The organism is Marinomonas phycocola (assembly GCF_047525455.1).
Lineage (GTDB): Bacteria > Pseudomonadota > Gammaproteobacteria > Pseudomonadales > Marinomonadaceae > Marinomonas.
The window spans coordinates 25624-47809 of record NZ_JBLIXL010000019.1; the positions used below are offsets into that span (position 1 = coordinate 25624).

The following is a 22186-nucleotide window of genomic DNA, read 5'->3' on the forward strand; positions in this document are numbered from 1 at the left end:
TCGATAAAGCGGACTTGCCACAACCACACTCATTTGATGGTGTGAGCAGAGACAAGCACAGCTAAACAAATAGGGGCGTTATTTGGAACAATTAAACTCATTGCTTGAATAAACATTGGTGGAGCGACCAAGGCAATACTTGCTATAAGTGTTTTCAATAGAGCAACCATTCCTATCGTGAGGGTAGCAATAGTTGCTATAACACCAAGCTGAGTAGCTGTTCGTGCTGTAAACCATTTAGCAAAGAAGGCGATGAAATTACCTAGCATAGTTGCAAAGAATGTCGCTAAGGCTGGTAGTCGTAAAAGCCCCCCTACAGAAGAAATCAAAGAGAGTAATAAAGTAGGCATAGTTAAGATCCTTCTTGTCTTGGCTGTGCACTGGATATGATGATTCCTATGAGCTGTTGGATCGTATAGAACGCAAGCAAAAATCCAAAAACAGCCTTGAACTTATCAGAGAAATCACAGGATAAAGTGAAGCTATAGGGTTGAGACTGATTCCCAAAAATAAGCGGAATACACTCTTGGGGTTGAGGAAGTATGTGTAAAATTGGGTCGAATATGCCCTCAATAACGCTACTCTTTAGAGGGGATGCACTTTCGATTGTGGTTATTTCACTTTTTACTGAGTCAAGGGCGGCTTCATTTTCGTCATTAAAGACACCCACTAGTGTATCCATGACATTAGTAATAAACCCGCTTGTAATACCGTGTTCGCCTTCACAGCTTTGTGGATCAAGATTAGGGTCGCACGTCTTTAAGTTATCCAGTTTTGAAGAGATGCCTGCTAACTGGCTTGAAATAATGCCGTTGCCGGATGAGACTGAATTATTTAAGCCATTGACTGAATCGACAATGTCACTAGAGCTATTAGCAATATTATTTGAAATATCAGATGATGATTGGTTGATAGAACCCGAGATACTCGATGAAGCACTATTGACTGAATCAATGATTGAAGAGGAACCGTTATCGGCAGCGTGACCTTCCTGAATAGAAGACTTAATATCAGATAGTGTTGAGTTAAGGTTGGATTGTGCTGAATTAATAGCATCAATAGTTCTATTGACATTCGAGTCTGCCGAACTGATACCGTCTCTAATGGCACGTTCAACATTACCAAAATCGGATCTAAGCTCTAAGCCTATGGCAGCTGCTAAAACAGATGGATCTGAATTACCAGAACTGATAGGTGGTTCTGGACTTTGCGGGTCATTATATTCGTTGCCATCAGCATTCCCACCGTTATTGGGATGATCTGGAGAGGCGGGATCAATGTCACCACAAGAATAATCCCAGTTATTTGGATCTCGGTAATTGAAAGAAAAACGTGACGAAGATGAAGAGCAGTTTGCGTTAGTTATTGCATATTGATAACAAGAGTCATAGTCAGAACAAATTCCATTAGATACAGAGCAATAAGCTCTCTCTTCTACATATTCACCGCTATCACATTTTTTTGGTGTCGGCCTATCGCAATTATCTTCATAACCATAAACATTAGGCGGAAAGCCATCAGAGCACATTTCGACAGGAGGCTGGTAGCCAACTTGGCAAGACTCCGCATCTGAGCTAGATGAACAAAAAGATTTGACGATGTTATATGAATTATAGGAAGACCCCGAACTTCTATAGCAAGTCATAGAATAGGCAATCGGATCACCAAAGGGCTTCAAGTCATATGAAGCACAATAAGTTGTAAAACCAACTCTATTTTGAATTGAGACAGCAACACCTGATGGTGAAGATCCATGTAAATTAAACCCTTCCCAGTAGTACCCAGCTTGAGCTGGCTCTACAGCATTTACTGAAAAGGCCAGAAATAAGGATAAAAAAAATGTGAGAAGCCTAGGCATTTCTGAAAAATGAGAAGTTAACATTATATTGGCCTAAGAATAAAAATTGATAAAAAAAGGGAAGGCTAAAGCCCTCCCTAGACTTAAAAAATTGTTATCAAGGGATCATTAAGTTGCTTTGTTAGAGAACTTCTTAAATAACTTGATACCAATACCCGCAACAGTAATTGTTGCGACAACAGGCCAAGCCCAAGCGATCATATCTGTTGCAAAGGTGTTAACTGAATCAACAGCAGCCTGTGCATCAGCAGGTAATGCTGCTTGAGCAGTTGTAACCGATGCGGCAACAATGACAGAGGTTGCTGCTACTTTCGTTTTTAAATTATTCATTTTCATGATGTCGATACCTCAACTAATTTTTTGAAATACAAGATTGTTGAACCAAACGCCCAACCTAGGACGTAGGCGGTAATTAGGGACGAAATAACAAATTCAGTATCTGTCATCGTTGTCCCCCTTTAATTGCACCAAGCCCAAATGCGACAATGAGCGAGGCGCAAAAAATCAAAAGCCATAAGCTTTCGAATTCTTCTGTAGACATGACTAACCAGCCTTTTGCATTGGTGCAGTTTTGTTAAACGGCACGAGATTAAGCTGGAAAGGGTTAAGCTCTAAGTTCTTATAACGGCCAACCTGAAAGGTCGACAAAGCTAGGCTGTATTCGCCAATAGGCTTGGCCTCAGCAGGGTTACGAATAGGGATCTCAATTTCTTGAGGGAAAGCGCCGCCCATGTCCGCATAGGCAACTTGGAAGTAACGAGCACCATTTTTTGTATTGCGTGTTTGTGCAGCGTGATGACCTTCAATGATAGATATTTTCAACATAGTTATTTCTCCGTTATTTTCGTTTATGTGTACTGCGTAGAGTTATTGAAACAAGTCCAAGGCTCCAGACTTCGTCTGTCGCAATGGCGCTCTTTGCCGCGCGGGCAGAACCCCACTCTTCGAAAACAAGTTTTCATCAGAATGCGGTTTTGAAATTTGTGTGTGGTTTATGTCATAAGTGTTTTGTTTACAGATCTCAGATATAAGATCGACAACACCTGTCATAATTTTCTGACGAGCTAATTTGATTTCTTCAGTATCTTTTATTTCCCAAAAATTGATTCGGCTAAGAACGGTCATACCTGCGTACAGCACACCAATGACTCTATCTTTTGCATCGTCACCGTATCTTGTTTTAAGAACTGGAATAATTTCACCGGTGTCTTTGTTTAGCTTGTTGCCTTTACCATAAGCAATGGAAACCACCTGTTCTTTTCTTGGAACAAATGGACCACCCGTAGCTATAACAAATGCAGCCCAATCACCATCGGCAGCAGTTTGTCTAATCGTTTCCAAATGGCCTTCTTGCTCTCCTAATCGTCTGAACTCTCTATATAGCTGCACGCTAGTCACTCCTAGTCTTTGAAACTGTCTGATGCCGTTATCTCTTGCCCATGTTTCTATTTTTTCGGCACTTTCATATGGGTTTGTTTGATGCCAATCTTTATGTATGTCGGTCATGTGAATTTGGTTGTCGATCATGTAACCATCGACGTTTTTGCATATATATTTGATGACATAGCCAACCGCTGAATACTCAAGACCAGTTTCAGGGTTGATGCCTTCTTTGATTCGCTCAAAAGTAATTCGGCGCTCGCTTGCTCCTTTTTCATCAGGATCGGTACGAAGGGCGTACTCGGTTAGAATCTCTTTTAAACTTTCATAGTCATCAGGGAATATAAAAAGAAGTAGGTGCCAGTGAGGCGTTCCATCGTGATGTGGTTCAGGTACTCGAAGGCCAAAATATTGGATGTTGTTTCGTTTAAGCTTGGCTGAGGCAGGTTGCCAAAATTTCTTAAGCAAATAGTTATGGCCGTCTTTTGGGGTCGATCCATCCCACTTAGGATTAGGAATGACTTTAATGACCTTCCCTTTTTTATCAGTAATTTTGGTCATACGGTGCATCGCTGAATGCAAAGTAGGAGTAATGAAAACCCCCATCATTCCCAATGATTTAGCTAAAAGCTCTTGTCCTTTAGTGGTAACAATTAGCTCTGTACGTCGATGTTTAGGGTTAGATGTTGATCGATCAGAAAGATCTAAAAGCGTCCTTTCGTATCCATCTTGATTTACTGCTATTTGGCTTTCTAAATAGGCTTTGTTGTTGGCTTTACGCTGCTTATGCCTTTTAAGGGATAAATCTGATGAATAAGGTGAGCGTAAATAATGAACCTGACGAAGCTCTCTACAAACGTTTTGAAGGGTGATTTTTTGCAATGAGAGAAGTTTGCGCTTCCAAATGCGATAATCTAGAAAGCGATTAATGATTGGCTCTAGTTCAAGGTCGTCAAAAGCAAACTCAAGATTGTATTGGATAGCCAGCTTGTAACAATAATCAACCACAAAGGCATGATTGGCCGGATTATAAACTTTTGCTTGTCGGCATTTATTAGAGAGAGCCTTGGACAGATCTTGAAGAGATTCTGGAGACGCACATAGGCTGAAGCCATTGATTGTGAGCTTTTTATCAAGGTCTAGAAAGCGTCTATTGGCTTTAACATAACCTTCTTGTTTCGCTATATATTCATACTCAGCACGAAGCGCAGAAGCTAGCGCCAAGTGTTTTGAAATGATCTTGTCACGAAATGTTATGCATTCTTTGGTGCCAAAGGAGTCAATCGTAGACGAAGCCTTATTAGCGCCATCATACCCAGTGAATGATTTATCACCGAACATAGGGGTTTTAAGCTTGTATAAGGTCGCTTTAGGCGCGACAAATTGCAAATGACTCGCAGAATGAGATAACATTCACGTGTTCCTTTTTTAGCGATTTGGGACAAATAGCGGAAATCAGTGTTACAGCACTTCTTTCCACGGAGGTCATACTCAGTTACAGCTGGTATGGCCTTTTTTAATGTTCAAGTTCCATCATTTCTTGTGTCAATTTGGCGACATTTATTAGCCTTCTCTTCCCTATTTTAACGGTTGGAATCAACCCTCTGTTAATCCATGCTCTAACGATATCAGGAGATAAACCTACTAACTCAGAAAACTGCTCTTGGGAGACAATTGGAGACGTTAACGCTACAATATTATTCATGTCTATTTACCACTTATAAGCATAGAGCTAATAACTTTTTCTAGAGTGGAATCTAAATCTTGCTCGCCATCAAAACTATCGACTAAGACCTGACACAGATCCATAACAATAGATGTATACATCGCAACATCTATATCACCTTGCCTTCCAGCTTTTTTTAACGCCTTTGACACTCTGTCGAAAAGCTCTCTTTTATGACTATCTACCTGAATATTCATCATGCTCTCCTAATATTTTTGATAACTATAATCCAAACAATCTTATCAATACAAGAAAAATATTACATAGAAATGTGTATTGTTTGATGCTATATTTATTTATATGATATTTAAACCACATTTTAATGTGTATCTTGATTTTTAGAGGTATATTATGTCTATATCCAAAAGATTTATAGAGCTTAGAAATACACTAGGCTTAAGTAGAAAAAAGTTCTGTTCAGAAATAGACGTGCCTATTAGAACTATCGAAGCAATAGAGAATGAAGGAAATACACCACGTAGCAGCCTTGTTGAAAAAATAGTAGCCAAATGGCCAGAGTATGCCCTTTGGCTAATTACTGGTTCAGTCGAGTTTAGGTCAGAACAAACATGTCCAAATATCATACAAAAAAAGCAAATAAATATTGTGGATGTATGTGACCCTAGATTTATTCATAATGGCTTAATAAATTCAAAGTTATTGAAAGATTGCGAGCTTATTTTCATACAAAACTTGGAAGAACCTTCTCAATTAGCTGCACTTATAAAGCTTGAAGAGTTTACAGTTGAAAATTTAAGCTCTCAGATACTAAAAAATGGTTTTATCTGGTTAACAGAAGGTTTTTTAAGGTTTGATGAGAATGACGATGGGATAAGTTACTTAACAAGCCTTAGAAATAAACTATATTCAGTGGATAAAAAAATTATCACATCGGCACAGTATAAAGGCCTATCATCTCAAGACTTTAAGCTTGCATCACAAAATAGTTTTATCTTATTTGAATCTCTACAAGAAATTAATGATGAATCACTCTTAAGTAATTTTGAGAAACTAAAAGAAGGTAGTAAATATACTGACTCTTTTATGTCGGTTAATGGGCAATTATATATCAGTCATTTTGATGAAGAATTCCATAAAAATGAGTCCCCTTTTAGAATCTTATGACTATAAAAAAAGTTGATAAAAATTGGCTCGTTGATGTTTATCCAAACGGTCGAAATGGAAAGCGTGTAAGAAAGAAATTTAATACTCGTGTTGAAGCGCAACGATTTGAAAAATATGTTCTTAATAAGTCATTTGATGATAAAGATTGGAACCCATCTAAAGAGGTCAATCGAAAGCTGAGTAAGCTAATTGATATATGGTTTGAGTCTCATGGACGTTATCTAAAAGGTGCCAGTCAGCGAGTCAGAACGCTTAGGAATTTAGATCGTAGATTAGGCTCTCCTATTGCCAAAAAGATCAGCCCTTCTAACTACATGCTTGAGCGATCCAGTAGGATTGAATCAGGTGTAACTCCAAAAACGTGTAACAATGAACTAGGCTACCTCAATGCCGTTTTTAATGAGTTGGAACGCATCCAAACAATTGACTACAGCAACCCTTTAAAGGGTGTGCGCCCGATCAAAATCAGCGAAAAAGAATTGAGTTGGCTTACATCAGCACAAATTGAAGAACTGTTATTAACCATAGATAAAACAGGCAACGAACACGTTTCTCTTATAACACGAGTATGTTTATCAACTGGGGCAAGATGGGGTGAAGCGGAAGGACTCACCGCAAAGAATATTAGGAATGGTCAAGTAGATTTCACTGATACAAAAAGTGGAAAAAATCGCTCTATACCAATCAGTGACACTCTATTCAAACAACTTGAAGAACACATGAAAAAACATGGAAGATTTTTTGACTGTATTAAATCTTTTAGAAAATATCTAAAAACAACGAATATAAAACTACCTCAAGGACAATCATCGCACGTGCTGAGACACAGTTTTTCAAGTCATTTCATGATGAATAGTGGCAATATATTGACACTTCAAAAGATTCTTGGCCACTCAACTATCATAATGACAATGCGATATGCTCATTTAGCACCTGAGCACTTACAAGATGCAAAAAAACTTAACCCTATGTCCATAATAAAAAACTCTAATATGCATTCTTATTAATTAAGAATTATTTATGTAGTCAATATGTAGGAATAAAAGTATTTTCAAGAAAAGAAATATAAAATAAAATGTATAAAAATCAATAAGATAAAAAAATTTAAAATGGTACACCCGAGAGGATTCGAACCTCCGGCCTCACCCTCCGGAGGGGTGCGCTCTATCCAGCTGAGCTACGGGTGCATGGATTTGTATTGTTTTAATGTTACAAATTTATGGGCGAAGTATACATAAGATGGTGATCCTCCTCAAGAGAGCTGCTCCAGGGATTCATATAATAAGTGCGACACTTATGAATAAGTTGAGGTTAGCTTTCAGTTTTTTTAAGACGCATTTTCCACATAAACCTTCTGGTTTGCATAAGAGCCCACTCATAAATACCTATGCTAGGCTGGGTGTGTTTTACTGATCTCGCGTTAAATTAATACTTGTGCCACTTTGCACCAAAATATTGTCTTCGATACGAATACCACCAAAAGGAAGTAAAGTATTGATCAACGCCATATCACAGCCATGATTTGATATGTTGGCGTCCATTTTTTCTAATAACATCGGAATGAAATACAAACCAGGCTCTATAGTAACCACCATGCCTTTCTCAAGTTCTCGTGTGAGTCGTAAAAAAGGGGCGAAATCTGGTGGAGGTAACCTTTCTCCTTGAGGAGATACTTGATGTCCACCCAAGTCATGCACTTGCAGCCCTAAAAGGTGGCCTAATCCATGAGGGAAAAAGGTCTGAGTAATGCCTTTACTGATTTGTTCTTCAGCGGACAGAGAACAAATGCGAGCGTCATGCAGCAGCGTGGCGATTTGTGTAAGGCCATTTAAGTGTAGGTCTTTGTAGTCTGCTCCCGAAACAGCACTTTTCGCAAGCGACTGTTGTATCTGATCCATTTTCATTAACAAATCGTGAAACAATCCAGTGTCTGTTGTAAAGGTACGAGTAATATCACTGCCGTAACCGTTCTGCTTTACACCTGCGTCAATCAATAGTGTTTTTGATGTCTTGGGTACTTGAGTTTGTTTGTGTTCATAATGCAATACCGCTGCGTTCTGGTTTAACGCAACAATGCCTGAATAAGGTTCTTGATAAGAGGTTTGTTGTGTGGCTTGTAAATACTCTAAATAAATATCAAACTCACTTTTTCCGGTTAAAAATGCGGCTTCTGCTGTAGAATGCCCTTTTAATGCTCGACTATTTGCTTGTTTTAATAAATCAATTTCGTAATCCGTTTTATAAGCACGATGGTAATTTAACCAATGCAATACAGATTCTTGTTTGTCGAACGAATCAGATAAGTCGTTTATTTCTGCGCCTAACCATGCGGTTTTCCCAGCAATTTGACTGAGCCAATCTTTCTGTGATGTTACGGGCTTTATATCCCATCGGTTAGACCAGCTTCCTTGAGGCACTGTATTCGGTGCGTGCCAAAAGTCTTCCTTAACTGGCCAAATTAAAGTCGGTTTTTCTTTGTCGGAGATAACGATGAAGATATCAGAGTCTAAGTCAAAAGGTAGCCAATGTTGTGCATGGGAATAGGGTTTAAATGGATGTGTGTAATCATCTTGAAAGTAATAACTTTTTTTACCACTGCTAATAATGATGTTATCGAGCTGGAAACGCTCCAAAGTGTTTTGGTAGAGCGCCATTAACGATGTTAAATGAGCGAAATATAAAGAATCCATTAAGGTACCTGACATGCATAAAAGTACGCAGAACTATAGGTAACTAATGTACATTGCTCAAGTAGATAATAGAAAGAGTGCATGCAATTCTGTTGTTTGTACGCTATTTATGGGGAATTTAAATAGAGTAGTGTTTGTTTTCTAAAAGCAATGACGTAACATTTTCCTCTGGAAGAGGGCGTTCAAAATAGTAACCTTGACCGTATTGGCAACCTAATGCTGATAATGTTTGCAACTGTTCTTTTGTTTCAATCCCTTCCGCAACAACATCCCAGTTTAATCGATTACTTAAACCCACAATGGCTTCCACGATGGCAAGGTTATGATGATTTGTATTCATGTCCATAACGAAGGATCGATCAATTTTGATGACATTAGTGTCCAGTTGGCTGATGTAAGACAGTGAACTCAGCCCTGTACCAAAGTCATCAATGGCAACGCTCAGACCTAATTTACGCAATTTTTGTAAACTGGATTTAGTCGATGAAATGTCGCACATCATAGCGGTTTCTGTGAGTTCCACTTCTAAAGAGGATACAGGGACTTGATGTGTCTCCAATAACAGACCAATGTCTTCTACAAAGTCATCGTCTAATAAATTGTATGGAGAGATGTTGACTGCAATAGTCGTTTCGATGCCATTATTTTGCCATTGTTTGACTTGCTTTATGGATTTTTCAATGACATAACGTGTGAATTTATGAATGTGGACGCTTTTTTCAATCAATGGAATGAAGTGTATTGGAGAAATCATACCTTCTATAGGGTGGTTCCACCGAGCCAATGCTTCGACACCAATCAGCCTACCTGTTTTTAGTTCGATTTTAGGTTGATAAAGTAAAAATATTTGATCTTTTATAATGGCCTCTGATAAATCACCTCGTAGCTTTGCCGCGTATAAATAAGACGCACCCAAGGTCCCATCATAAATAACAGGGCCTAAATGGTTCGATTTTGATTGATACATGGCAAGGTCAGCATTTGTCATTAGATTGTCTAAATCAGTAGCGTGTTGGAATAGGAGAGAAATTCCGATGCTTGGGTTTATTTCAATACTTAAATCATTAATTATCAGCGTGTTATGACAAGCTACTTGAATTTGATTTGATAGTGCCAACGCAGTCGATTCATCAAGTTCTCTTCCCCATATAACAAACTCATCTCCTCCCATGCGGACTAAAACTTCCTTATCAGACAGCACTTTTTGAATTCGTTGAGAAAAACCAATCAGTACTTCATCACCAATGTTATGTCCATAAGCGTCGTTAATCTCTTTAAAATTATTTAAATCAATTAGCAGTAGAGCGCCACTTTTTTGTTCACTGTGGATACTTTGCTTAGCAATAAGATCCTGAATTTCAATCTTGCAGATAGAAAACAAATGCAGACGGTTTGGAAGTTTAGTTAAGGTATCGTGAGTTGCTATATGAGCAAGCGCATCATTTTTTGCTTGTACTTCATTGTTAATCCGCGTAGCTAAAAATAAAGCCAACCAAACGGCGATCCAAAAAGTGATAATAGATGTGATAATCAAACGTTGGGTTATATAGTCCACAGCCAACGAGATAGACTGAGCACTTTTTATCAGTAATATGTCGGCATTTTTTTTGCTTTTTAAATGAATCCATACGTATTCTTGACCATCAACGTCTACTACACCTTGATTCGTTGTTTCATTATGGATTGACGTTTGACTGGTAATAGAACGAATGGTATGGCTTGGTAAATTAGAAAATGAGAAGGGGGTTGGGGTATTTAGCATTAGAAAGCCATAGGCAACTTCATTCTCTGATACATTGTCTGCATAATGCTGCTTGAGAATGGCTTTAACTCTTCTTTTTGCGACGTCTAGAGTATGGGTGTCAATAACGTATTGAAGGTTCTTTGCTTCTGTCATTGCCGCATTGAATTCTGTGGTTGTGACTATGTCAGCGGCCATCTTATATACAACCGTGACATAAATGATAGAGACAAGAACAGCGACGCTGAGACAGACCAAAATCAATTTCAGTCTAAAATACGGATCTTTTTCAAGGGCAGTGATTGATTGCATGCGGCTTCCCTTTCAAAGCAAAAGGCACAAGTAAAAGACTTGCTTAATCTTTTACTTTATATGTACTCAGATTTGCTAAGCGGTAAACAGGACACCACGCAGTTAATAGAGAAATTAAGTTAAGAAAACCAAAGCTAAAAAGCAACCATCGAATAATGGCATCATCGATGTAGTCATCAAAAAAAAGAGTGAAAATACAAATTGAAATACCAATGAACCCACGCACTATACGGTCAATTGAACTGAGATTTCTAGCTGGAGGTGTCATGAATAAACCTTTTTAATGGGATATGTTACTGCCTCACAGTATAGAGTACTAACATAATGTCTATACGTTTACTTTCGTGACAAAATGTTATTTCAGAATGACTTATATCCAATTTATTGCCCTTAGGAATAAAAACTGGCGAGTGCGACAATGATCACGCTGGCTAAAATAAACCCACCGCCGATCCATTCTCTGTGGCTTATGGATTCAGAAAAGCGATATTTTGAATAATATAAGGTGCCAATTACTTCAATTTGCCCTAACGTTTTCACCAGTGCTGGATTAGCTAATGTGAATGCGGTAAACCAACCGACGGACCCAATCGCACTGAAAAAGCCGACTTTATTACTCAATGCGATATTTTTGTTAAATGGGCTCAATAGGTTTTTTTCTAAGTAAGATTGAATGCTCCATAGCAAGACAGACTGCACGCTTAATACAAAAATTAAGGTAATGGCTGCACGAGTGGCGAGATGACCCTCTAACTCACGGCTAGCAAAGGCAACAGCCAAAGAGGTAACTGCAAAGCAAAGCCCACTTGCTAGACCAAGGATTGCGCTTTTCTGAAAGAAACTGCCAACACTAATTTGGGATTTAACACTCAAAATAATAATACCGACAACACCAAAGAAAATACCAATCCATGCCCATATAGACAAAGGCGACGCAAAAATAACAAGCCCTAATAATGCCGTCATTAACGCTTCTGTTTTCGCAAATAAGGTGCCACTTGCAAAACTTTGAGTTTTAAACAAATTCAGCATTAGATACGTGGCGGCAACTTGGGCAACCGCACCAATTGTTCCACTTATATAGAATGCAGCAGGCACCGAGGAGTTAATCGGGCCTAATACAATCCAACAAAAAGCACCGTATATAAACACGAAAGGCAAGCCAAATAGAGAGCGTGCTAAGGTTGCATGCAATGTACCTGATTCTTTCGATAAGGAGTTTTGGTAAGCTGTTCGCATGGATTGAAACCATGCAGCGATAAAAGTAGATAAGATCCACATAAAGAGGCCTTTTAAGATAGATTACGAGAGTTGAATGAACTTGGGCAACAGGAATAGGCGAAGCATGAGGCTTTGCTATATAAAAGTAAAAGGAATAAAAGTCATCTTTTGGATTCCATTATGGAATCTGAATTGATTAATAAAAGGGCCTAGACAGAACGAGTGATTAGGTTTGAAAAAACGTTTTGCATCAATTCTTGATAGGTTGCCTGTGAAGGTAATGTTGAAAATACAAGCCGTACAATATGAGGTTTTCATGAAGCGTGTTTTGGTATGGGATTGGCCTATTCGAGTTTTTCATTGGCTAATGGTTGTGTTGTTTTTGGGAATGATAATAACGGGAAAATCGGAAGAGGATTATTTAGAGCTACACATTGATTTGGGTTATGTGTTTTCAGGTGTGTTAGTGGCTCGTATTATTTATGGATTTTTGGGCTCTTATCATGGGCAATTTAAACAAGGACTGAGCTCTTTTAAAAAGATACGTTTGTACACAATGGTTGTTTTTAAAAGCCTAAAAGCTCATAAAAATGATGATCAGCGTACCAAGCGATTAGGCCATAATCCACTTGGCTGGGTGATGGTATTTGCTTTAATTACGTTGTTATCGATGCAACTTATTAGCGGATTGTTTTTTACAGACGACATTTTCTGGTACGGGCCATTCTATGATTATGCCAGTGATGACGTGTTGGAATTGCTTGCTCAACTGCATCGAATTTTACCGGATGTTTTAATTGCGTTAGTCATTCTTCATATATCAGCGGTTTTGTTGCATGAGGTTCGTTTTAAAGAAAAGTTAATTATAGCCATGATTCATGGTCATAAGCCCATTGGGGTTACGTCTGATGTGCCGCTTGTAAAAACGCCTAGAGTAGGGGTTGTTATGAGTTTAGGTGTCAGTTTAGTTTGGTTGATTTGGTTATTTTCATTACCCAGTTAGACGAGTGGTTAAAGTATTTCGAAGCGTATTTTCAAAAAAGTATTATGACAATACGCTTCGGGTAGTCATTTTAAGCTCGCTCGAGCTTAGGCCGCTTCGTCGCTGTTGATGTCCATCATGTCATTGTCAATGTTGTCTAAATCGAGCATTTCATCCGAGTTAACAAGCGCGGCTTCATCTGGCTCAATGACAATGTCTTTCAACGGTTCGGAGGTATTTAATAAAGCACTATTTTCTTTTTTAGCGGTTGAGTTTTTAGCGGACTTTTCAGGCGGTGCTTTTCGTTTTGCCCCTAATGCGACTAATAGAGAGTCTTTGTTCTGTGCTAAATACATAGCCAGAGCATCGCGTTGTTTGGTGTCTTTTACTAATGTGCTTTCTTCTAGTACTTGGTAGAGTTCGTCAGACATATCCAGCAGTTTATCATAAGCATCGGCTTCTGCTTTCGAAGAAAACGTCATTTTTTCTACCCCATTGCGTTCAACTACATATTTTGTAATGACAGGCATCATCAACCTCCAATTAATTATACTGTATAAATATACAGTTAAACTTTGTTTTTTGTCTAGTTTTTTATAAAAAATGTGTATTTTAAATTGTTGATTCTATCAAGGATTGCTAAAGTGACGCGATTAAAAATAGGAACAATAGACGTATGACTTTTGACTTTAGTCAGTGGGATTTTATTTCCTTAAACAGAGTTTTTTAAGTGGTTTTAACATTGCTGTGAATCACTGTTGTGCTTGCTTTTCGTGTGCATTCTTTAAAGCCAGTACGCGACCGTTTAGAGAGGGAGACTGGATCAGAATTGGTGAGTTTGAAGGAGAAGTGACAGACTAACCTTAAAATAATGTGTTATTTACAGAGGCGTATATGAAGTATTTTACTTTATCTTTAGTGGTGTTATTGAGTGTCTTTTTGAGCGGTTGTAATGGTTATCGTTTAAGCGAAGACAGATTAAATGCAGAAATTGTGCAACGAATTAAAGAGCAACCACCGCAACGTATTTTAGTGTCTATGGGCGAGCAGACCGTAAAATTGAATATGATTGTGACGGGCGGCGTTGTGGATCTAACATCTGAAAACGGCGGCAGTGCGAAGATTCGTTTATCGACTGATTTGACGGGCACCTTGTCCATGTTTGGCCAAGAGATCGCTATTGAAACGGATTTACAACCGTACATTCAAACGAATGTTAGGATTGAAGACGGTCAAATTTATCTTGTTGACCCAAAGGTTTTAGAAATTTCGGTTCACGGATCAAACTTTAATGATCAATTATTACGCTCGGTACTTGGTCCACTGCATGATGATTTTGAAGTGGCGTTGACAGGGTACTTTGCAGAAAATCCCGTGTATGTCATGAACCATTCTGCATTAGAAGAATCTGCTGCGTTGATGATTAAGAAAATAACTATCAAGGAAGACGAAGTAGTTATGTCGATGTTTTAATAACTGAGTTAACTTGGTAGGCTAAATTACAACGATGCGGTTTTCAATCATGAATCGAAAACCGCATACCTTTATAAGGCATCAGTTTGATTAACTGACTCTCTTATAATGCGTGAATGGCTTTAAACTTAGCAATAAGACTAACAGGTTTCTTTTTCTTGTTAGAACTGTTTAGGGCGTAAACAACGGTTTCACCTTTTGGTCCAGCACCAATGTCAGTGTAACGTAGTACAACTTCACCCACTAAACGTGCTTGTTGCATTTCTTCTAGAGAAGAGAAAACGTAGATACGGCCTTCTTCAGTGTACATTTCACCATAAAATTCGTCCGCACCTTTTAGCTTACCATCATACATATCGACGGATGCAATGCCTGACACTTTCTTTTTGTCTTCATTAGTAAGACCGAAAACGATTGTTTCACCTCTTGGGCCTTCACCAATGCGTACTTTGCGGTAAGAAGTCTCTCCCAGTACTAAGAAATCTTGATACGTTGCGAAATCATCAAAGATATAAATGCGGCCTTCATGATGCGCTTCAAATAACATGGTGTTTTTCACTGCTTGTTGCACAGCTTCTTTTACTTGTGCTTTTGCTTGAGTGGTCTCTTCTTTAACATTTGCGCCACAAGCGGTTAGTAATGCAACAGTAGATAGAGTACACGCGATAGTAATAAGATTTTTTTTCATGGAACAAGCCTCCTTTAAAAGTTAGTAAGATGTTAAGACTAATCAGTTACACTTTTATGAAAGTGTGAAAAAAGTTAGGCTTGAATTACATAACAAAGACATGTCCTATAAATAAATTCATAATGTTGCCCTATAACACTCGACATATTTAAAGAAGGTATTAGATGTCTATTTCTAAAAATAAAGTGGTTCAATTTCATTACACACTGCGCAGTGGCGATGAATTGATTGAAACGTCTGCTGGTAAAGACCCTGCTGCATATCTGCATGGTTATAGCAATGTGATTCCAGGCCTTGAGAAAGCAATGGAAGGAAAAGTAGTAGGTGATGAATTTGATGTAAACGTGAAGGCTGCTGATGCTTATGGTGAGCGTTTTGAAGATCGTCAGCAACAAGTTCCTATTAAACATCTTCAAGGCGCAAAACGTTGGAAGGCAGGCATGGTCGCTATGGTTCAAACAGACAAAGGCGCACGCCAAGTTACCGTAGTTAAAGCCGGCCTAAAGCACGCAACTGTCGATTTAAACCACCCGCTGTCCGGTAAAGATTTGAGCTTCTCTATTCAAATTGTAGACATTCGTGATGCAACGGAAGAAGAAGTGTCTCATGGGCATGCCCATGGCGTTGGTGGACATCATCATTAATCATTGAGTTTATGGTGGTAACAAAGGCTCTATTTAATGGGGCCTTTTGTTTATAGTGTATGTGGATAAAGTGGTTACTTACACACATTTTTAATTCTGAGGATTGATAATGAGGCATTTACCTGAGCAGTCTTTGTTTCAAATCGGGCAAGGAAGTGACATTGCCACAATGAAATACAGAACAGAAAAAAGCACAGAAAATAATCAATATGTTATTGATTTTTATAGCACTTTTGTTCCTAAATCCATGAGAGGAAAAGGTGTAGCTGAAAAGTTGGTTAGAGCTGGACTAACGTGGGCGAAAGAAGAGGGTTATACCGTCACGGCAAGTTGTTGGTATGTGGAGAAGTTTTTGCATAAGAAACGCTAAATGCAGCGACTTGATTCGAAAGGTGCCGATAAAGGCGGTTTATTTAGAGGTCTATTTAAAAGCCTGTTTAGAGGAGAGGGCCGTTATGCATCGATAGTGCTCAATCGAACGTAATACGCTTTTTAATTTTTTTATCTTTCTTGAAAACAGGCTCTTTTAACGGTTCAACTAGGCTTTCTAAGCCATTTACTTTAACTTCCAATACCAATTGCAACCAATTCCCTAACTTTCCTTCTGGCCAGCCTTTATGTTGAAACCAAATTAAATAAGGCTCTGGTAAATCCACGAGTAAGGTACCTTGATATTTTCCAAACGGCATCGGCTGACGTGCAATTTGGATGAGGTCTTCTTGTTGAAACATGGTGTTCTCTTTAAGGTTTTTTATTCAAAAATACATGCAATGAGGCGGTATTTAAACACACTTCTAGAATGCAGGTAATAGCCGCGACCTCTGTATTGCATCAGAATAGTTGTTTTTCTTAAGTCGTCTATAGAGGAGTTAAGGTCATACTCTTCTGAAAGCAGGCGATAAGGTAGTCACAAATTGCGTTTAACTTCGGTGAAGAATGTCTAACCTTTGGATAGACGAGCCATACGCCACTATAAGGATATTGATAGTGAGGTAGAAGCTCGACAAGCTGCCCGTTTGATAAGCCCTCATTAACATAATAATCCGGTAACTGAGCAATGCCTATTCCTTTTAACGTGGCATCCAATAAGGCTGGCCCGGAATTACTACGCCACTGACCACTTATTCTGACTTCTTTTCTCTGACCTAATTGCTGAAATAACCAGTAGTTTTTTGAGCCAATTAAACATTTGTGTTTATTGAGCTCTGACAAAGTGTGTGGCATACCATATTGGTCGACATAGCTACGTGATGCGCATAAATATTCTTTTCGATCACATAATCTTCGAGATAAGTGACTGGAATCTTTGAGAGAGCCCATTCTGATAGCAAGGTCATAGCCTTCTTCAATTAAATTAACTTCTCGATTAGTTAGGTGAAAGTCGAGCTCTATCTTAGGGTTATGAAGGAGAAAGTCATTCATGGCTGGAGAGATAAAACGTTCTCCAAATGTTGTCGCACAGGTCATTCTAAATGGCCCAATAGGCGATTTATTTAAACTGGATACAATTTCTTCCGCGTTGTTTAGGGCTTCAGGAAGGCTCCGACAATGTTGGTAGTAAACCTCACCAGCTTCACTTAATCGAATGCGCCTTGTGGTTCTAAATAAAAGGGTGGTGCCGAAGCTGGATTCCAGTTGGGTAATTAAACGACTTATATGGGATGGAGAAACATTAAGTTGAGTGGCAGCAGCGGAAAAGCTGCCCTGACGTACAACTTCTATAAACGCTTCCATTGCTTCCCAATTCTTCATAATAAGTGCCTCGGTTACGGTAAAAAGCGTAAGATTGGTTATAAATAAGAGATAATAGAAAAGATTATTGCTGTATGGCAACAATGATTTTCCAAAAGAAGCATTATCTTCATCTTTATTTGAGTATAAACTGAGATAACTTATTTAATTGAAACACGCATTAAATTTTAATTGCAAAACACATTGGAGAATACGATGAAATGTAAAGCTGCTGTTGCTTGGGGCCCGGGCCAACCCCTTAAAATTGAAGAAGTTGACGTACAAGACCCTCAAGCGGGTGAAGTTTTAGTTCGCATGGTCGCAACGGGTGTTTGTCATACAGATGCATTTACGTTATCTGGTGAAGATCCAGAAGGTATTTTCCCTGCAATCCTAGGGCATGAAGGTGCAGGTGTTGTTGAAGCAGTAGGTGAAGGCGTTACTACGTTAAAGCCAGGCGATCATGTTATTCCTCTTTACACGGCAGAATGTAAAGAATGTAAGTTCTGTCTATCAGGTAAAACGAACCTTTGTCAGGCCGTTCGCGAAACTCAAGGTAAAGGCCTTATGCCAGATGGAACAAGCCGTTTCAGCATCAATGGTGAACCTATTTACCATTATATGGGCACTTCTACGTTCTCTGAATACAGTGTCGTGGCAGAAGTGTCTCTTGCGAAAATTCATGTTGATGCACCGTTAGAAAAAGTTTGTCTATTAGGCTGTGGCATCACAACGGGTATTGGTGCGGTACTAAATACAGCAAAAGTAGAAAAAGGTGCAACGGTTGCCGTTTTTGGATTGGGCGGTATTGGTTTGTCGGTTATCCAAGGCGCTCGGATGGCAGGTGCTGGTCGTATTATTGCGATTGATATTAACGAATCTAAATTTGAAATGGCGGAACAATTTGGCGCGACCGATTGCATCAATCCGAAAAAATTTGACGCACCGATCCAACAAGTGGTTGTTGAGATGACTGATGGCGGTGTTGATTACTCGTTTGAATGTATCGGTAACGTAGATCTTATGCGCTCTGCACTTGAATGCTGTCATAAAGGTTGGGGTGAATCCATTATCATCGGTGTTGCGGGTGCTGGCCAAGAAATTTCTACTCGACCATTCCAGTTGGTAACTGGGCGAGTCTGGAAAGGTTCGGCATTTGGTGGTGTTAAAGGGCGCAGCCAATTACCAGGTTATGTAGAAGATTACATGAATGGCAAAATTGAAATTGATCCATTTGTTACCCATACAATGGGTTTAGAAGACATCAACAAGGCGTTTGATTTGATGCATGAAGGTAAAAGTATTCGTACCGTGATCTTATTTGATAAGTAAAGTCAGAAGATGAGCTTAGGCTGTCATGGTTATCTTATCTCCTGATAGCTGACGGTCTAAATTGATACAAATTAGAAGGAATTCTGTATGCCTCAACTTGAGTTATTATCAAGCACAAAATCTTTTGGTGGCTGGGTAAAGCGTTATCGTCATACAAGTCAAGCCGTCAAAGGTGAGATGGTTTTTGCTATCTATTTACCGCCACAAGCGGAGACTCAATCTGTCCCTGTTTTGTATTGGTTGTCGGGTTTGACGTGTAATGATGAAAATTTCACACAAAAAGCCGGTGCGCATCGTATGGCCGCTGAGTTGGGTATGGCGATCGTTTGTCCTGATACCAGCCCAAGAGGTACAGATTACCCAAATGAGCATGAAAGCTATGATTTTGGGTCTGCTGCGGGCTTTTATGTCAACGCAACGGTAGAACCTTACGCCCAAACGTATCAAATGTACGATTATGTTGTCAGCGAGTTGCCTGCCATCATTGAAGACCACTTCCCTGTGACGGATAAAAAGTCCATTTCAGGTCATTCTATGGGTGGGCATGGTGCATTAATTTGTGCCCTAAAGAACCCTGAAATGTATCAGTCGGTTTCGGCTTTTGCTCCCATTGTAAATCCGTCTAATTGCCCTTGGGGTGAAAAGGCGTTTACTGGGTATTTAGGTGACGATCGTGCGGCATGGTCAGAGTGGGATGCAACGTTTTTAATTCAAAACGTGGACAACCCATTACCAATATTTATTGACCAAGGTGAAGCGGATAACTTCTTGGAAGAGCAGTTAAAACCAGCATTGTTTTCAGCCGCCTGTGAAAAGTCAGGGCATTCACTAACTCTAAGAATGCACGCGGGTTACGATCACAGTTTCTTCTTCGTTTCGACCTTTATTGGTGAACATCTAGAGTACCATGCAAAAGCATTGAACTTGATCTGATGATTAAGTTAATCAGGTAAGCAACTCATTTTAGATGTGAAACAAAGGCCAGATTCTGTTTGAGAATTTGGCCTTTTTAGTTTGAAGGGGGCTTTTGTTCTGTTAACCAGTGTTTAATGGCTGATAGATAGTGTTGTCGAGCGGTTGCTTTGGATAAGTAAAGGTCGTGAAACCCTTGAGGAATCGTTTGAATCTCAAGGTGAGTGTAAATAGAACGTGCGGTTTGCTGCATACTTTCTACATCCAGAGCACCATCTCCTTGAGCCACCTCGTGAGTGTTTTGAGCAGTATAAGTGCTTTTTTCAGAGCAACATAAGAGCGTTGGAATATGCAGTTTTTGCTGTACTAATGTATTCTGACTTTTAATGACTTGTTTGAGCCACGCGAACGACAAACCAAATCCATTAGAGGGTTTGAAATCCAATCGATACTGCCATTCGCCACCAAATTTTTTGTGCAAGGTTTTGGCGTACACCTTATCTTTATAAGAAACTTTTTTATAAAAGGGAAATAAGTGTACCAAGGTGCTAACGAGCCTTGTCATTTTCTTGAGTTTATGAGGTGTGAAGGGCAAACAAATAAAAGGACTGTTTAAAATAAGCCCTGTAACAGCGGGTAATGTTTCAGATTGAGCGCTATTGTGTAGAGACTGTTGTAATGACTGTAAAAAACGTGAGGCGATTAAGCCTCCTGTGGAATGTGCCAGTATGACCACCTCATTAATGCCGTCTTCTTTGATGGTCGTTAAAGCAATGTTTAAATCATCAAAATATTGGTCCAGTGAGTCGCATTCATTGGGTGTACTAAAAGGGCGGATAGAACGGCCGTAACCTTGTAAGTCCAAAGCATAGAACGCATAATCATTTTTTATTATGTCTTCTGCCAATTCAGATTGGAAAAAGTAATCGGTGTAGCCATGTAGGTATAGGATGGCTTTGGAAAATTCATGACTGTGTTTGTGGTTAATTAGATGACACACAGTAGCATGTTTCGCTTGTGTGTTTTGGAAGCCGCGACTTCTGAATGAAGACCCTAAGAAGTCATCATTGTCTGAAACGGACAGCCAATGTGAAGGAACACCTACTGTCATAACGATTCCTTAGGGTCGTTGATAGCCTTAATTAAAAATGCGGTCGCCAAGTTGGTCTATGGTCATTTTGGTTTTGTTAATGGTGATTTTTAAGCATTCATCGCGGCTGGCTATTAAGTCGGAGCGAATAAACTTATGCACTTGCTGCTCTTCCCCTTCGCCCTTGATAATGCTTGCTGCCACTCGATGTTGACCACCTTCATTAATCGGTGCTGGAATGATAGTAAACCCTTTGTATTCGATCGGTTCTTCTTCTTTTGCTGGTGCGGCTGAACCGGCTTCGAAAAGGGATTTGATACCAGATAAAAAGCCCATTTAATGTTTCCTATATAATCAGATTGGTTGCTAACAGGATACACAGTATTGCCTGATCAAAGAAAGAGTCAAAGGAATTCTTTTAAAAAAGTTTTATTCCGTTAGAATGACATGGTCAATTTTCAAGTAATGCCCGAATAAAAAAAATAAAATTGGTATGAATCATGCTGGCAGTACATCAATTGTCAGACTTTTTTACAGGAATGTATTTTTTGACACTGTAACTCGCTTCCACAAGAAGTATTTTATTAATTACTAAATCGATCAAAAATTGATTTGGAATATCGGAACTATCTTGAATATGAATACGACACACATATGGCTTTCTATTTTAGAAGGTTGTTTACTGGCAGCCCTTGGTCTGCATATATTGAATTCAGCTGGCTACCTTATTAGCGGGACTGCGGGGCTGAGTTTTCTAGCATTACAGTTCTTTGATTTCACCTTTGGTCAAACCTTCTTTTTATTGAATCTCCCATTTTATATATTGGCATGGCAGTCATTAGGTTGGCGTTTTACACTAAGAACCTTTCTTTCTGTCAGTCTGTTATCAGGCTTGTCCGAACTGTTAAGGTTATACGTTACCATTGAAATGAACCCGATATTGTCATCAACGTTTGGCGGTATGCTAGTTGGTTTTGGTCTAATTATTTTATTTCGGCACAACGCGTCATTAGGCGGGTTAAATATCTTAGCGGTTTGTTTAGAGAGGAAATTTAATATTCATTCTGGTAAGACGACGTTGGCGGCCGACCTTGTGGTTCTTGTGCTGGCTGTGTCTGTCTTAGATGGTTCCAGTTTAGCATTCTCTTTTTTAGCCTTCTTAATGCTAAGTTCCATTATTGGTCGTTATCATAAGCCATTGGAAATTGTGAAGACGATTCAGTCTAAAGAAGAACCTGAGCCACTGTCAAAAGTAGAACCTGAAAAAACGGTGGCTTGATT

28 protein-coding genes and 1 tRNA gene are annotated in these 22186 nt (G+C 39.1%); 10 read left to right on the forward strand and 19 right to left on the reverse strand.

The window, feature by feature from the left end:
• Positions 1 to 29: 29 nt before the first annotated feature.
• From ACMUMJ_RS12920 to ACMUMJ_RS12955, 8 genes are all read right to left on the reverse strand, one after another.
• Positions 30 to 350 carry a DUF5455 family protein gene (locus ACMUMJ_RS12920; protein WP_414679268.1) on the reverse strand — a complete coding sequence of 107 codons (321 nt, stop codon included), beginning with the start codon at positions 348 to 350 and terminating at the stop codon, positions 30 to 32.
• A 2-nt stretch (positions 351 to 352) separates the two neighbouring features.
• Positions 353 to 1882, reverse strand: a complete 1530-nt coding sequence (locus ACMUMJ_RS12925; RefSeq protein WP_414679269.1) for a hypothetical protein — start codon at positions 1880 to 1882, stop codon at positions 353 to 355.
• A gap of 84 nt (positions 1883 to 1966) precedes the next feature.
• Complete coding sequence (locus ACMUMJ_RS12930) at positions 1967 to 2194, reverse strand: major coat protein (RefSeq protein ID WP_414679270.1); 228 nt, start codon at positions 2192 to 2194, stop codon at positions 1967 to 1969.
• Positions 2195 to 2300: 106 nt separating this feature from the next.
• The gene (locus tag ACMUMJ_RS12935; protein WP_414679271.1) at positions 2301 to 2399 is read right to left on the reverse strand and encodes a tail virion protein G7P-2; all 99 of its coding nucleotides are present in this window, start codon (positions 2397 to 2399) and stop codon (positions 2301 to 2303) included.
• Positions 2400 to 2401: 2 nt separating this feature from the next.
• On the reverse strand, positions 2402 to 2683 hold the full coding sequence (locus ACMUMJ_RS12940) for a single-stranded DNA-binding protein (protein WP_414679272.1): 282 nt from the start codon (positions 2681 to 2683) through the stop codon (positions 2402 to 2404).
• A gap of 42 nt (positions 2684 to 2725) precedes the next feature.
• Positions 2726 to 4651 carry a replication endonuclease gene (locus ACMUMJ_RS12945; RefSeq protein ID WP_414679273.1) on the reverse strand — a complete coding sequence of 642 codons (1926 nt, stop codon included), beginning with the start codon at positions 4649 to 4651 and terminating at the stop codon, positions 2726 to 2728.
• A gap of 103 nt (positions 4652 to 4754) precedes the next feature.
• Complete coding sequence (locus tag ACMUMJ_RS12950; RefSeq protein ID WP_414679274.1) at positions 4755 to 4943, reverse strand: helix-turn-helix domain-containing protein; 189 nt, start codon at positions 4941 to 4943, stop codon at positions 4755 to 4757.
• A gap of 2 nt (positions 4944 to 4945) precedes the next feature.
• Positions 4946 to 5161, reverse strand: coding sequence for a hypothetical protein (locus tag ACMUMJ_RS12955; protein ID WP_414679275.1), 216 nt, complete (start codon positions 5159 to 5161; stop codon positions 4946 to 4948).
• A gap of 154 nt (positions 5162 to 5315) precedes the next feature.
• On the opposite strand from ACMUMJ_RS12955, the gene ACMUMJ_RS12960 reads away from it, so the two are divergent.
• Together ACMUMJ_RS12960 and ACMUMJ_RS12965 are read left to right on the forward strand one after the other, a co-directional pair.
• Positions 5316 to 6089 (forward strand): helix-turn-helix domain-containing protein, encoded by a 774-nt coding sequence (locus ACMUMJ_RS12960; protein ID WP_414679276.1) that lies wholly within the window; start codon positions 5316 to 5318, stop codon positions 6087 to 6089.
• On the forward strand, positions 6086 to 7096 hold the full coding sequence (locus ACMUMJ_RS12965) for a phage integrase (RefSeq protein ID WP_414679277.1): 1011 nt from the start codon (positions 6086 to 6088) through the stop codon (positions 7094 to 7096). Before ACMUMJ_RS12960 ends, ACMUMJ_RS12965 begins: the two co-directional genes overlap by 4 nt.
• A 103-nt stretch (positions 7097 to 7199) precedes the next feature.
• On the opposite strand, the gene ACMUMJ_RS12970 is transcribed toward ACMUMJ_RS12965, so the two are convergent.
• From ACMUMJ_RS12970 to ACMUMJ_RS12990, 5 genes are all read right to left on the reverse strand, one after another.
• Positions 7200 to 7276: transfer RNA gene (locus ACMUMJ_RS12970), tRNA-Arg, on the reverse strand.
• 219 nt (positions 7277 to 7495) lie between these two features.
• Positions 7496 to 8779 carry a Xaa-Pro dipeptidase gene (pepQ, locus tag ACMUMJ_RS12975; protein ID WP_414679278.1) on the reverse strand — a complete coding sequence of 428 codons (1284 nt, stop codon included), beginning with the start codon at positions 8777 to 8779 and terminating at the stop codon, positions 7496 to 7498.
• A gap of 118 nt (positions 8780 to 8897) precedes the next feature.
• Positions 8898 to 10832 carry a putative bifunctional diguanylate cyclase/phosphodiesterase gene (locus ACMUMJ_RS12980; RefSeq protein ID WP_414679279.1) on the reverse strand — a complete coding sequence of 645 codons (1935 nt, stop codon included), beginning with the start codon at positions 10830 to 10832 and terminating at the stop codon, positions 8898 to 8900.
• A gap of 43 nt (positions 10833 to 10875) precedes the next feature.
• A complete protein-coding gene (locus ACMUMJ_RS12985; protein WP_414679280.1) occupies positions 10876 to 11100 on the reverse strand; it encodes a YgaP family membrane protein in 225 nt (74 codons plus the stop codon).
• Between the two features lie 122 nt (positions 11101 to 11222).
• Positions 11223 to 12113 carry an EamA family transporter gene (locus ACMUMJ_RS12990; protein ID WP_414679281.1) on the reverse strand — a complete coding sequence of 297 codons (891 nt, stop codon included), beginning with the start codon at positions 12111 to 12113 and terminating at the stop codon, positions 11223 to 11225.
• Between the two features lie 256 nt (positions 12114 to 12369).
• Here ACMUMJ_RS12990 and ACMUMJ_RS12995 point away from each other — a divergent pair, with 256 nt between their 5' ends.
• Complete coding sequence (locus tag ACMUMJ_RS12995) at positions 12370 to 13056, forward strand: cytochrome b/b6 domain-containing protein (protein WP_414679282.1); 687 nt, start codon at positions 12370 to 12372, stop codon at positions 13054 to 13056.
• A gap of 86 nt (positions 13057 to 13142) precedes the next feature.
• On the opposite strand, the gene ACMUMJ_RS13000 is transcribed toward ACMUMJ_RS12995, so the two are convergent.
• A complete protein-coding gene (locus ACMUMJ_RS13000; RefSeq protein WP_414679283.1) occupies positions 13143 to 13568 on the reverse strand; it encodes a YebG family protein in 426 nt (141 codons plus the stop codon).
• 214 nt (positions 13569 to 13782) lie between these two features.
• Here ACMUMJ_RS13000 and ACMUMJ_RS13005 point away from each other — a divergent pair, with 214 nt between their 5' ends.
• A complete protein-coding gene (locus ACMUMJ_RS13005; protein ID WP_414679312.1) occupies positions 13783 to 13896 on the forward strand; it encodes a mechanosensitive ion channel domain-containing protein in 114 nt (37 codons plus the stop codon).
• A gap of 33 nt (positions 13897 to 13929) precedes the next feature.
• Positions 13930 to 14508: a DUF1439 domain-containing protein gene (locus tag ACMUMJ_RS13010; RefSeq protein WP_414679284.1), complete on the forward strand. Its 579-nt coding sequence runs from the start codon at positions 13930 to 13932 to the stop codon at positions 14506 to 14508.
• 103 nt (positions 14509 to 14611) lie between these two features.
• Here the strand turns inward: ACMUMJ_RS13010 and ACMUMJ_RS13015 are convergent, their stop codons facing one another.
• Positions 14612 to 15196: a hypothetical protein gene (locus ACMUMJ_RS13015; RefSeq protein WP_414679285.1), complete on the reverse strand. Its 585-nt coding sequence runs from the start codon at positions 15194 to 15196 to the stop codon at positions 14612 to 14614.
• 164 nt (positions 15197 to 15360) lie between these two features.
• On the opposite strand from ACMUMJ_RS13015, the gene ACMUMJ_RS13020 reads away from it, so the two are divergent.
• Positions 15361 to 15840, forward strand: coding sequence for an FKBP-type peptidyl-prolyl cis-trans isomerase (locus ACMUMJ_RS13020; protein ID WP_414679286.1), 480 nt, complete (start codon positions 15361 to 15363; stop codon positions 15838 to 15840).
• Positions 15841 to 15949: 109 nt separating this feature from the next.
• Complete coding sequence (locus ACMUMJ_RS13025) at positions 15950 to 16210, forward strand: GNAT family N-acetyltransferase (RefSeq protein ID WP_414679288.1); 261 nt, start codon at positions 15950 to 15952, stop codon at positions 16208 to 16210.
• A 100-nt stretch (positions 16211 to 16310) separates the two neighbouring features.
• On the opposite strand, the gene ACMUMJ_RS13030 is transcribed toward ACMUMJ_RS13025, so the two are convergent.
• Positions 16311 to 16571 carry a DUF3820 family protein gene (locus tag ACMUMJ_RS13030; RefSeq protein ID WP_414679289.1) on the reverse strand — a complete coding sequence of 87 codons (261 nt, stop codon included), beginning with the start codon at positions 16569 to 16571 and terminating at the stop codon, positions 16311 to 16313.
• Between the two features lie 127 nt (positions 16572 to 16698).
• Complete coding sequence (locus ACMUMJ_RS13035) at positions 16699 to 17592, reverse strand: LysR family transcriptional regulator (protein WP_414679290.1); 894 nt, start codon at positions 17590 to 17592, stop codon at positions 16699 to 16701.
• 195 nt (positions 17593 to 17787) lie between these two features.
• Between ACMUMJ_RS13035 and ACMUMJ_RS13040 the strand changes: the two genes are divergently transcribed.
• Together ACMUMJ_RS13040 and fghA are read left to right on the forward strand one after the other, a co-directional pair.
• On the forward strand, positions 17788 to 18903 hold the full coding sequence (locus tag ACMUMJ_RS13040) for an S-(hydroxymethyl)glutathione dehydrogenase/class III alcohol dehydrogenase (RefSeq protein ID WP_414679291.1): 1116 nt from the start codon (positions 17788 to 17790) through the stop codon (positions 18901 to 18903).
• An 87-nt stretch (positions 18904 to 18990) separates the two neighbouring features.
• Positions 18991 to 19836 (forward strand): S-formylglutathione hydrolase, encoded by an 846-nt coding sequence (fghA, locus tag ACMUMJ_RS13045; RefSeq protein ID WP_414679292.1) that lies wholly within the window; start codon positions 18991 to 18993, stop codon positions 19834 to 19836.
• A 76-nt stretch (positions 19837 to 19912) separates the two neighbouring features.
• On the opposite strand, the gene ACMUMJ_RS13050 is transcribed toward fghA, so the two are convergent.
• Positions 19913 to 20926 carry an alpha/beta hydrolase gene (locus ACMUMJ_RS13050; protein WP_414679293.1) on the reverse strand — a complete coding sequence of 338 codons (1014 nt, stop codon included), beginning with the start codon at positions 20924 to 20926 and terminating at the stop codon, positions 19913 to 19915.
• 27 nt (positions 20927 to 20953) lie between these two features.
• On the reverse strand, positions 20954 to 21241 hold the full coding sequence (locus ACMUMJ_RS13055) for an HlyU family transcriptional regulator (RefSeq protein ID WP_414679294.1): 288 nt from the start codon (positions 21239 to 21241) through the stop codon (positions 20954 to 20956).
• Between the two features lie 301 nt (positions 21242 to 21542).
• Here ACMUMJ_RS13055 and ACMUMJ_RS13060 point away from each other — a divergent pair, with 301 nt between their 5' ends.
• Positions 21543 to 22184 carry a YitT family protein gene (locus ACMUMJ_RS13060; protein WP_414679295.1) on the forward strand — a complete coding sequence of 214 codons (642 nt, stop codon included), beginning with the start codon at positions 21543 to 21545 and terminating at the stop codon, positions 22182 to 22184.
• Positions 22185 to 22186 lie beyond the last annotated feature (2 nt).